The organism is Microvirga sp. GCM10011540 (genome assembly GCF_042650665.1).
Lineage (GTDB): Bacteria > Pseudomonadota > Alphaproteobacteria > Rhizobiales > Beijerinckiaceae > Microvirga > Microvirga lenta.
Genome location: NZ_JBHSBQ010000029.1, coordinates 17,817 through 28,361, shown reverse-complemented (window position 1 = coordinate 28,361; position 10,545 = coordinate 17,817). Strand labels below are relative to the sequence as shown.

At 65.6% G+C, this 10,545-nt stretch carries 8 protein-coding genes and 1 tRNA gene; 2 read left to right on the top strand and 7 right to left on the bottom strand.

Going from position 1 to position 10,545, the window contains the following annotated elements; translation table 11 throughout:
* Positions 1-498 precede the first annotated feature (498 nt).
* Complete coding sequence (locus ACFOYU_RS11075) at positions 499-1,530, top strand: aromatic acid exporter family protein (protein ID WP_377033576.1); 1,032 nt, start codon at positions 499-501, stop codon at positions 1,528-1,530.
* Positions 1,531-1,553: 23 nt separating this feature from the next.
* On the opposite strand, the gene ACFOYU_RS11070 is transcribed toward ACFOYU_RS11075, so the two are convergent.
* The 3 genes from ACFOYU_RS11070 to ACFOYU_RS11060 form a co-directional block, all read right to left on the bottom strand.
* Positions 1,554-2,360: a DUF1206 domain-containing protein gene (locus ACFOYU_RS11070; protein WP_377033578.1), complete on the bottom strand. Its 807-nt coding sequence runs from the start codon at positions 2,358-2,360 to the stop codon at positions 1,554-1,556.
* A gap of 135 nt (positions 2,361-2,495) precedes the next feature.
* Complete coding sequence (locus ACFOYU_RS11065; RefSeq protein WP_377033575.1) at positions 2,496-4,133, bottom strand: chloride channel protein; 1,638 nt, start codon at positions 4,131-4,133, stop codon at positions 2,496-2,498.
* Between the two features lie 260 nt (positions 4,134-4,393).
* Positions 4,394-4,468, bottom strand: a tRNA-Lys gene (locus tag ACFOYU_RS11060).
* Between the two features lie 248 nt (positions 4,469-4,716).
* Here ACFOYU_RS11060 and ACFOYU_RS11055 point away from each other — a divergent pair.
* Positions 4,717-7,107, top strand: coding sequence for a transketolase (locus ACFOYU_RS11055; RefSeq protein WP_377033574.1), 2,391 nt, complete (start codon positions 4,717-4,719; stop codon positions 7,105-7,107).
* Positions 7,108-7,189: 82 nt separating this feature from the next.
* Here the strand turns inward: ACFOYU_RS11055 and ACFOYU_RS11050 are convergent, their stop codons facing one another.
* From ACFOYU_RS11050 to ACFOYU_RS11035, 4 genes are all read right to left on the bottom strand, one after another.
* Positions 7,190-7,552: a hypothetical protein gene (locus ACFOYU_RS11050; RefSeq protein WP_226741968.1), complete on the bottom strand. Its 363-nt coding sequence runs from the start codon at positions 7,550-7,552 to the stop codon at positions 7,190-7,192.
* Between the two features lie 66 nt (positions 7,553-7,618).
* A complete protein-coding gene (gene tgt, locus ACFOYU_RS11045) occupies positions 7,619-8,800 on the bottom strand; it encodes a tRNA guanosine(34) transglycosylase Tgt (protein WP_377033573.1) in 1,182 nt (393 codons plus the stop codon).
* 52 nt (positions 8,801-8,852) lie between these two features.
* Positions 8,853-9,932 carry a tRNA preQ1(34) S-adenosylmethionine ribosyltransferase-isomerase QueA gene (gene queA, locus ACFOYU_RS11040; protein WP_377033572.1) on the bottom strand — a complete coding sequence of 360 codons (1,080 nt, stop codon included), beginning with the start codon at positions 9,930-9,932 and terminating at the stop codon, positions 8,853-8,855.
* Positions 9,933-10,046: 114 nt separating this feature from the next.
* Positions 10,047-10,514, bottom strand: a complete 468-nt coding sequence (locus ACFOYU_RS11035) for a peptidylprolyl isomerase (protein ID WP_226741971.1) — start codon at positions 10,512-10,514, stop codon at positions 10,047-10,049.
* Positions 10,515-10,545: the final 31 nt, after the last annotated feature.

Sequence of the window (10,545 nt, the reverse complement as noted above, 5' to 3'; positions counted from 1 at the left end):
GCCCCCGGAGAGAGCCTCGAGTGTCCCGGCTCGACCTTCGGTGAATGAATGTTCAGACTCCTCCGACGTTCCGCCCCCCCGCCCCCGCCCATCACAGAAGTCGGTACGCCACATGACACTCGGCGTTCGTCGTAGGACAAGAAGCTTCCCGCGCTGCCGCCAAGCCACGGCACACCAGCAGACAGCGAGATAGAACCCGGTCCTGAGATACGGCTTACGCACGCAACGGCGCCGACGTCGAATTGCCGTAACCTTGCGCCGTCGGAACCAGGCAAGCTGCCGTACATTACTCCTGCCGTGCCTGCCCGCTTAGTCGCTCACACCACCGAAGTGGCGCAGTTGCCGAGCATTGCGGCTCGTTTGGATGTCGTCACCACAATCGAAGCCACCAGAATCATGCGACCGATAACGGTACATTCCTCCTCCAACTCCGGTCGGAAAGACCCTTCCGCCAGAGAACCTACCAGTGTCTCAACAGGCCGGTGGTACAGAGGATGGATGACCCTTCTGAAGAGGCCTCGCGCCGAAACGCTTCGGGACTCGGTCCGGTTCGGCCTGCAGAGCGCGGTCGCCGCAATCGCAACCTACCTTCTGATGGCCCAGTTTGGATTGTCAGAAGTATCCTGGGGCGTCATATCGGCTCTCTTCGTCGTGCAGCAAAGCAGCGACGGGACACTCGGGGCCGCCAGCGCCCGCATCGGGGCAACCGCCCTCGGCACGGCTGTCGGCTTGGCATCGGTGCAGCTCATCGGTGGTGAGTTCGCTACTATCCTGCGCCTCGGCGCCGCCGCGCTCGTGGTGAATGCGCTCGCCCGCTCGTGGCCAGGGTTGCGCTTCGGCGTCGTTGCCGCTGCCGCAATAGCGCTTGAGCCGAGCTCCGATGTCTGGGGCGGCGCGCTCGACCGTGGCATCGCGATCATGACGGGAGCATTGGTCGGCACGGCCGCCGGTTTCGGAGTCTGGCCGCAAAGCGCCCGGTACAGGGCCATCAAAGCGGCGCAAGGGGCTCTCGATAGCTGTTCCGACCTCCTGCAGGTTGCTTTGGATGAGACGCTGGACCCGCGCAAGCGCGAGCTCGGCTCGATCCATAGCCGCTTCCTGACCGATGTGAAGCGAGCTCACGAGATGGCAGACCGGGCGCGATTGGGACGGAACAACCGCCCATCGCTCAACGAGTTCGTCCATGCCCTCGAGCGCCTGTGGCACTCCTTGATCATTTTGGACCGTGTGATCCAGGGCGACCGGCGGATAGATCCGTCGTGGTCCGCTGCTATGGCTTCGGCCCTTCGCAACATCCAGGAGGAGGCCTGCGCCTATCTGGGTGAAGTCGCCGGACACCTGCAGGGGCGCGATTCTGCGCCCACCATGGAGCATCTGGACAAAATGACGGAGATCGTGGAGCGCCTCGCCGCGAAGGAACCGGCGGACGATGCTCCCAAGGCGGGAGATCCCCTCCCGGTTCAGGCGCTCGTTTTCGGTCTCAGGGAGGTGAACAAGAACCTGCGGGAGATTGGCCGGACACTGGATTGATCAACGGCAAGCGAGTTGCTGCGTCAGTCGATATCCTGGGCACCGATCCGGCGGTACATCGCCTCGATCAGACCGAAGACGCCGAAGGCTGCAAGTCCGAGAGCGACAGCCGCGAGAAGGATCCACCCATAAGGCGTCTGCTCCAACCATTGGAGCACGCCGGCAAGCCCGTTCGCCCGGTTTGCCTTCAGTTGGTACGCTGCCAGACATATGGATGCGCCGATCAGAACGAAAACGACCCCGCGCGCCGTCAGGCCGAACCGGCTGATGGGAATGGCCCAATGCCGGATCCAATCTCCACATTCCAAGTGATCGTCGAACTCGGCCCGCCATGCCTTGACGATCTTGATCACGCCCGCGCCGACGACCGCCACTCCGGTGGCTCCGGCAATCCACGGGCCGAGCGGAGCCGACAGGATCGACGCAAACCACGCCGCAAAGGCCGAACCGGGATGGGCCAAAGCGGCAATCTCCCAACCGAGCATGAGGCGAACCGCGGACACAGCGATAGCACCGTGAACAAGTGCGCTTGCGCCAAGCACGGCTCGGATGCTCAACCCCTTCAAATCCCGGCCGTAGCCGGAAGGATCCGCCCAGGCCTGGATCAGCCGCCAGACAGCAAGACATGCAAACCCTCCCGCAACGGCGCCGATGAGCAGATAGCCTGCCGGCTGCGCAAAGAGGACCCGCAAGGCGCCTCGCGTGCCGACGAGATCTCCGCCGAGATCGAGAGCCGCCAGAACGGCGAGCCCGCCGATGATGAGATACAAAACACCGCGAGCGCCGTATCCGACCCGCGCGGCAGTCGTCACCAGCATCACGCGGTTCACATTGAACAATCTGGTTTCAGTCACAACAGTGAAACGGCGGAGCTCCGAGACAGTTCACGAGGATGCGGCGAGCCCGCCCGTCCTGCCTGCCTGCGGGAGCCGGTCATGGGACCGGAAGGCGAGCAAAGGAGATCGTCACCGATGCTCCTCGGCGACGGCGTCGATCAAGGCGGTATTGAAGGCCTTGAGCGCCTCGGCCTGATCCAGAACCCCGACGACCCGGTCGGCATCCAGCGCATCGGCGACAGGAAGGCTCTCCAGCCCACAGGCATCGAACGCCCTGAGCGCCGCCTCGATGGAGTCGTCCGTGGTCAGACGGCAATCTTCGGCCTCCGAAAAGGACTCGTCCGGCCCGAGAGGTCTGATGAGGCTCTTGATCGTGAGCTCTCGTCCAACCCGCCGATGCGGCCCCACATCGAGAAAGAGCCCCCTGGAGGCCAGCTGCAGGAAAAAGAAGCTGCGGCCGAGGAAGGCTCGAGACAGGGTGCTGGCGATCGCGACGGTGAGCAGCAGGGCAATGCTCATGGCATATCCGCCCGTGAGCTCGAACACGATCACGGTAGTCGAGATCGGCGCGCCGAGGACCGCCCCTGCCACGGCCCCCATTCCCAGAATGGTATAAACGGCCTGGCTGGAGGCCAGCTCCGGGGCGAGAGAAGCGGCCATGATTCCGAATGCGGCTCCTGCCATCGCGCCGAGATACAGCGACGGGGAAAAGACCCCACCGGCTAGGCGGCTGCCGAGCGTCAGGGCGGTCGCAACGGTCTTGAGAAGAAGCAGGCTGATCAAGAGGCCGAGGGGAAGGCTTTGGATCAGCGCAGCCTCCGCCGTCTCGTAACCGACCCCCAGCACCTCGGGAAAGAAGACGCCGAGCGCTCCGACGAACAGCCCGCCCAGAGCCGGCTTCAGCCAGAGGGGAATGGTGATGGTCCGGAATGCCCATTCGGCCCCCATCACGGCCAGCTGAAAGACAATGGCGACCGCTGCCGCAACAACCCCGAGAACCGCGAAGGCCGGGAACTCCCATGACGAGGCGATGCGGTGTTCAGGAATGGCGAAAGCGGGAAAGTCTCCGAAGACCGACCGGCCGATGATCGCGCCAACGGCCGAGGCAATGACGATGGACGGCAACGCCGCCGCCGAAATGCGCCTGAACACGACCTCCAGGGCAAAGAGGGCGCCGGCGATCGGTGCATTGAACGAGGCCGCGATGGCGGCCGCCACCCCGGCGCCGATCAAGGCCCTACCCTCCCGCTCCGGCAGCCTGGCCCATCGTGCGAGAGCGGCAGCCAGGGTGGCGCCGAGATGGATGACCGGCCCTTCGCGTCCCGCGCTCCCGCCCGATCCGAGCGTCAGCACGGCCGCAACCGCTCCGAGCAGGCCGCCGCGAAGACGCAGCCGGTCAGGCCCGAGGGCCTGCGCCTCGATCACGTCGGCAGGACCGCCGGCCCGCCGGCCCGGCACGAACAGGAGGATCAGCCCGACAGCCAGCCCGCCGAGGGCGGGGGCAGCAAGGATGATCGGCCAGGCAACGCCCTTCGCGGCACTGACCACGCGCTCGGACATGGTCCCGAGCCACAGGAACTGGACGGCGTTGAGGGCGAGGCGGAAGGCGACGGAGGCACAGGCTGCCAGCAGCCCGGCGACAAGGGCCACGGCCCAGGCTCGCACGTGCCCCTCGGCCAGGAACACCGAGAGGTTCGGCCTGACGAGATCGGCTGGAAGGCTGAGGAGCTGCCTGGCAACGCGCTGTATGGCCGGTCGGCGGATCATCTAGAGGCCCGCCCCGCGCCGAACCTGCGGCGGGAACACGATTAGAACTGCGAACAGCGTCAACTCACCCAATCCGTCTCATCCGCGCCAACGGCGGAAAGTGGAGCACCAGCATCGCCGACATCGAGGAGTTTGGTGCACTTCGGGGGAAGAGAAAAGGCCCCGACCCGGATCGAACGGGGACAATCAGGTGAGTCCGGCACGCCGGAAACAGAGTCGACCAATCCTCTCAAAAACTGTGGCTAAGTCCTTGAGAGGATTGGTGAGCGCGGATGGGATCGAACCATCGACCCGCTGATTAAAAGTCAGCTGCTCTACCACTGAGCTACGCGCCCTAAAGGGACGCTCCGAATGCGCCGTCCGCCGCCCAACTCCTTGTCACTTCTTGCTTTTCAGCGAAGGAGCCCGAGCCGGGCCGCCAGACAATCAACGGGCTGAGCCGTGTGCCGCCGGAGGTGAGCCCGAAATAGGGTCTCTCGGCTGGCGGGTCAATCAAAAACGCTTAGTATGGGGAGCGAAATCCTCAACCGAGAAGCGGTGCGGGCCCGAGGGCCCCCTCCGCTCCCGCTTTCTGGGCACCCCGATGACCGACCCCCGCCTGCCGTATCTCTCCGAGTTCGAACGCAAGATTCTCTGGCTGTCGAGCTGGACCATTCACAACGCCAACCACCTGCGCCCCAACCGGGACGGGCTGAAGATCGGCGGGCACCAGGCTTCCTCCGCCTCGCTTTCCACCATCATGACAGCGCTCTACCTCGCCGTGCTACGCCCGGAGGACCGGGTGGCCGTGAAGCCCCATGCGAGCCCCATCTTCCATGCGATCCAGTATCTCCTCGGCAACCAGACCCGGGAGAAGCTGGAGAATTTCCGCGGCTATAAGGGTGCGCAATCCTATCCCTCCCGCACCAAGGACATCGACGACGTGGATTTCTCCACCGGATCGGTGGGACTCGGCGTCGCCCAGACACTCTTCGCCAGTCTCGTTCAGGACTACGTGAAGGAGCACTGGGCGAAGGACCGTCCGGAGGGGCGCATGATCGCCCTGGTGGGCGACGCGGAGATGGACGAGGGCAACATCTTCGAGGCTCTCCTGGAGGGCTGGAAGCAGGGCCTGCGCAACACCTGGTGGATCATCGACTACAACCGCCAGAGCCTCGATGCCGTGGTGCGGGAGGGCCTCTATGCACGATTCGAGTCGATCTTCCGCTCCTTCGGCTGGGACGTGGTGGTGCTCAAGCACGGCTCGCTCATGCAGGAGGCATTTCGCGAGCCCGGCGGCGAGAAGCTCCGCGACTGGATCGATTCATGCCCCAACCAGCTCTATTCCGCCCTCACCTTCCAGGGCGGCAAGGCCTGGCGCAAGCGCCTCCTCGACGATCTCGGCGACCAGGGTCCGGTGACCCGGCTCATCGAGAAGCGCTCCGACGAGGAGCTGGCGCGGCTGATGGGAAATCTCGGCGGCCATGACCTGCCTAGCCTGCTCCAGGCCTTCGAATCCATCGACCACGACCGGCCGACGGTCTTCATCGCCTACACCATCAAGGGCATGGGCCTGCCCCTCGCCGGGCACAAGGACAACCATGCGGGCCTGCTCACCCCGACGCAGATGGAGGGCTATCGCGCATCCGCGAAGGTGCGGCCCGGCCACGAATGGGACAAGTTCGAAGGCCTGAACCTGCCGCCCGAAGATCTTCAGCGCTTCCTCGATTCCGTGCCGTTCAATACGCGGGGCACGCGCCGCTTCGAGGCGCCGGCCATTCCCGTGCCGGAGGCATTGCCGACTCCCTCCCAGCCTTCCATGTCGACCCAGCAGGGTTTCGGCCTCATCCTCAACGAACTGGCACGCTCGGATCTGCCGCTCGCGGACCGGATCGTCACGACCGCCCCCGACGTGACCGTCTCCACCAACCTCGGCGCCTGGGTGAACCGGCGTGGGCTCTTCGCTCGGGAAGAGATGAAGGACATCTTCAAGTCCGAGCGCATTCCATCCACCTTCACCTGGGATTTCGGCCCGAAGGGGCAGCATATCGAGCTCGGCATCGCCGAGATGAACCTGTTCATCCTGCTCTCGGCGCTGGGCCTGTCCCACTCCCTCTTCGGGGAGAGAATCCTGCCGATCGGAACGCTCTACGATCCGTTCATCGCCCGCGGCCTCGATGCCCTGAACTATGCCTGCTATCAGGATGCCCGCTTCATCGTCGCGGCCACTCCCTCGGGTGTGACGCTCGCTCCCGAAGGCGGGGCGCACCAGTCCATCGGCACGCCGCTCATCGGCCTGGCGCAGGATGGCCTTGCTTCGTTCGAGCCGGCCTTCGTCGACGAGCTTTCCATCATCATGCGCTGGGCCTTCGACTACCTTCAGCGCGATGGCGAAGGCGAGCCCAACGAGCGCTCCTGGCTGCGCGACGAAACCGGCGGATCGGTCTATCTGCGCCTGTCCACCCGCACCCTCGACCAGCCCGGGCGCACCGTCACGCCGGAGCTTGCCGACGATATCGTGGACGGCGCCTACTGGATGCGCAAACCCGGCCCCAATGCCCAGGTGGTGATCGCCTATACCGGGACGGTTGCGCCGGAAGCCATCGAGGCGGTCGGGCTCATGGCCGAGGATCGGCGGGACGTCGGGCTGCTCGCCATCACCTCTGCCGACCGGCTCAACGCCGGCTGGACGGCGGCGCAACGGGCGCGGGAACGCGGTCTCGTCCACGCCCGCAGCCACATCGAACGGCTTCTCGGCGACCTGCCGCCCCATTGCGGCCTCGTGACGGTGATCGACGGGCACCCGGCGACGCTTGCCTGGCTCGGCTCGGTGCTGGGCCACCGCACCCGCTCGCTGGGCGTGGAGCATTTCGGGCAGACCGGCACGGTTCAGGACCTCTACCGGCACTTCGGCATCGACGCCCAGGGGATCATCGCGGCCGCCGAGATGATCGCTCCGGGACGGCCGATCCGGCACCTGAAGGCTTTGGGTTAGCAGGGAAACGGCCCAATCTCATTCCGGGCTCCCGGCCCGAGCCCGGAATGGAGCCTGTCCGCTCGCCTCGCCATCGAAGGCGTCAAAACAGCGGGTCGGGGAGCATTTCAGCCACAAGCCAAGCCGTGCAGAGCCACGACAAGCCGCCGAGGACGAGCATCGCCCCGGCGGAGATGCCTGCATCCCTGTCTGTCCAGAGCGCACTCATCAGCTTGCTCGGCTCCTCCGCGGCGCTCGCGGCGATTTCCGCGGAGCCGTTCGAGCCGGTGGTCGCGCCGCCGAACGTGAGCGCCCCCAAGGCTCCCATGCCGAGCGCCACATACATCGCCAAATCGAGCAACTCGGAGTTCGCTCGAGTGCCGGTCAGCCAAGCTGCGACCGCCGTCGCAACGAGGGCCGCAAGGTTCAAGACGACCAGCCCTTTAGCGATGCGTCCCGCCTTCATTGCGTGTCGCCTCCGGCAGCGCGGCTCTCCTCACATGAAATCGGACCGCAGGGTTGGAGCGATGGCTCATCCTTCCGCCACCATGGCGGTATTGTCCACGTGTTCGCCGATATCGGCCTTGGCGTCGCGTTCGCCCTTCGCCCAGCCCTCCTTGACCTCGCCGACATAGTCTTCGAGCCGCCCTTCGGAGATGGCCTTGCGCAGACCCGCCATCAGGTCCTGGTAATAGGCTAGGTTGTTCCAGGTCAGCAGCATCATGCCGAGGATCTCGTTGGAGCGCACGAGATGGTGGAGATAGGCACGCGAATAGGTATTGGAGGCCGTGCACTTCGATTCCGGATCGAGCGGGCTCGTGTCCTCGGCGAACCTGGCGTTGCGCAGGTTCATGCGGCCGTGGCGGGTGAAGACCTGTCCGTGGCGTCCGGCCCGGGTGGGCATGACGCAGTCGAACATGTCGACGCCGCGGCGCACGGCCTCGACGATGTCGTCCGGCGTGCCGACGCCCATGAGGTAGCGCGGCTTCTCCTTCGGCATATGCGGCTCGACCGTCTCGATCATGCGCAGCATCACGTCCTGCGGCTCGCCGACCGCAAGGCCACCGATGGCGTAGCCCTTGAGGTCGAGGGCCGCGAGTTCCTTTGCGCTCTCGATGCGCAGCCGCTCGACCGCCCCGCCCTGCACGATGCCGAACATCGCCTTGCCGGGCTGCTCGCCGAAGGCGACGCGGCAGCGTTCCGCCCAGCGCAGGGAGAGACGCATGGCCTTCTCGGCCACCTCGTCGGAACAGGGCAGCTTCACGCACTCGTCCAGCTGCATCTGGATGTCGGAGCCGAGCAGCCCCTGGATCTCGATGGAGCGCTCCGGCGTCAGCACATGCGTCGAGCCGTCGATATGCGACTGGAAGGTGACGCCGGTCTCGTCGATCTTGCGCAGGGCCGAGAGCGACATGACCTGGAAGCCGCCGGAATCGGTGAGGATCGGGTAAGGCCAGTTCATGAAATGGTGCAATCCGCCCAGCCGTGCGACCCGCTCCGCCCCTGGACGCAGCATCAGGTGGTACGTGTTGCCGAGCACCACGTCCGCGCCGAGTGCCTTCACCTGATCGGGATACATGGCCTTCACGGTCGCCGCCGTTCCGACCGGCATGAAGGCGGGCGTGCGGATGACGCCGCGCGGCATGCGGATTTCGCCCGTACGGGCCGCGCCATCGGTCTTGTTGACCGTGAAGGTGAAGTTTTCCGTGGTCATAAAAACCTCGCTGTCGCTCCCGCTTGCCGGGGCATGGGGACCGGTATGAGCGTCAATGCCGAAACAGCAGACTCGCGTCGCCATACGAATAGAAACGGTAGCCGGTTTCGATAGCATGGGAATAAGCCGCCCGCATCCGTTCCAGTCCGGCGAAGGCCGAGACCAGCATGAACAGGGTCGAGCGCGGCAGGTGGAAATTGGTCATGAGCACGTCCACCGCCTTGAAGCGGTAGCCGGGCGTGATGAAAATGGCAGTGTCGCCGGAGAACGGGGCAATGGAGCCGTCCTCCCGGGCCGCGCTCTCCAGCAGCCGGAGCGAGGTGGTGCCCACCGCAACGATGCGGCCTTCCCTCGCCCGCGCCTCGTTGAGCGCGCGCGCGGTCTCTGCCGAGACCGAGCCCCATTCCGCGTGCATCCGGTGTTCGGACGTGTCGTCTGCCTTCACGGGCAGGAAGGTTCCGGCGCCGACATGGAGCGTCACGAAGTGCCGTGCGATGCCGCGTTCATCGAGGCGGCGGAAGAGATCCTCGGTGAAATGCAGGCCGGCCGTGGGCGCCGCGACCGCTCCCTCGTCCCGGGCATAGACGGTCTGGTAGTCGGTCCTGTCCTTGTCGTCGGTGGCGCGCTTGCCCGCGATATAGGGCGGCAACGGCAGCTCCCCGAGCCGGGCAATGGCCTCGTCCAGAAAGGGGCCGGAGAAGGAGAAGCGCAGCGTGACGTCGCCGCCCTCGCCCTTTTCCTCGACCTCCGCATCGAGGCGCACAAGTTCGCAGGCCGTGCTTTCGGACGCCTCGCCGAAACGGATCCGGTCGCCGACCTGAAGCCTCTTGGCCGGCCGGGCGAAGGCGCGCCAGCAATCCGCCCCCTCCCGCTTGTGCAGCATGATCTCGACCCGCGCCGCCGTTTCCTCGCGCACGCGCAGGCCGTAGAGCCGGGAGGGGATGACCTTGGTGTTGTTGAGGACGAGCACGTCCCCCGGCCGCAGGAGATCCGGCAGATCGCGGACGATGCGATCTTCAGGTGTCTCCTCTTCGGGCCGCACCACGAGCATGCGCGCGGCATCCCGCGGCTCCACGGGGCGCAGCGCGATGCTGGATTCGGGAAGGTCGAAATCGAAGAGGTCGACGCGCATGGGGGATCCCGCTCTCCACGCGACCCCGGGGCCCTCCCCGGGGACATCCATTAGCTCAAGGCGTGGATGGCCGGATCGTGTCCGGCCATGATGAGCGTTGATGCGGAACGGCTCTTACGCCGCGTCCGCCGCGACCTTCATGGACACGATCCGATCGGGATCGCGCACGGGCTCGCCGCGCTTGATCTTGTCCACGTTCTCCATGCCCTCGGTGACCTTGCCCCAGACGGTGTACTGCTTGTCGAGGAAGCGGGCGTCGTCGAAGACGATGAAGAACTGCGAGTTCGCAGAATTCGGGGCATTGGTGCGGGCCATGGAGCAGACGCCGCGCACGTGGGGCTCGGCGTTGAACTCGGCCTTCAGGTCGGGCAGGTCGGAGCCGCCGGTTCCGGTGCCGGTCGGATCGCCGGTCTGGGCCATGAAGCCCTCGATCACCCGGTGGAACGGCACGTTGTCGTAGAATCCCTGGCGGGCCAGGGTCTTGATCCGCTCCACGTGGTTCGGCGCCAGATCGGGACGCAGCTCGATGACCACACGGCCCTTCGTGGTCTCCATGATGATGGTGTTTTCCGGGTCAGCCATGGGGTTCTCCTGTTCTGGCTTTCAAAGGGGG